Annotated in this window: 1 protein-coding gene; it reads left to right on the top strand. The window is 55.3% G+C overall.

All coding sequences use genetic code 11. From position 1 onward, the window contains the following. Positions 1 to 438, top strand: a 438-nt coding sequence (locus ACTHTA_RS11410; RefSeq protein WP_440364690.1) for a type IV pilin protein, incomplete at its 5' end; no start/stop codon positions are given. Positions 439 to 483 lie beyond the last annotated feature (45 nt).

Consider the following 483-nt stretch of genomic DNA (forward strand, 5'->3'; position numbering starts at 1 on the left):
TCTTTGATACAGCTGTTGGTGGTGATGCTGTTGGTTTCGATATTGGCGACGGCGGCATTGACTGCCTATCGGGAATCGGTCCGCTCGGCGAACCTGCGTGCGGCGCATGCCGCCCTGCTGGAAAATGCGCGCTTTATGGAGCAGTTCTACACGAAAAAGGGTAGCTTTAAGCTGACGTCGACGAAGTGGCCGGAGCTGCCGGTGAAGGAAGCGGGTGGTTTCTGTATCAGGATGAGTGGCCAGGCTAAGGGGATCCTGGAAGGGAAGTTTACCCTGAAGGCGGTGGCGCTGGACAGGGAGGCGGAACCCAGGGTATTACGCTTGAACGAGTCGTTGACGGCGGTGGTGTGCACGAAGATGAAGGTGAAGGGTAGCTGTACGGACGGTGAGGAGATATTTAAGGGCAATGATGCGGAGTGTAAGCCTTTTACGGGGTAGAAATCTGATCGAAAGGGAGGAAGCGGATAAAGAAAAAGGACGTGC

This window comes from Neisseria sp. P0013.S005 (assembly GCF_051958425.1).
GTDB classification, from domain to species: domain Bacteria; phylum Pseudomonadota; class Gammaproteobacteria; order Burkholderiales; family Neisseriaceae; genus Neisseria; species Neisseria subflava.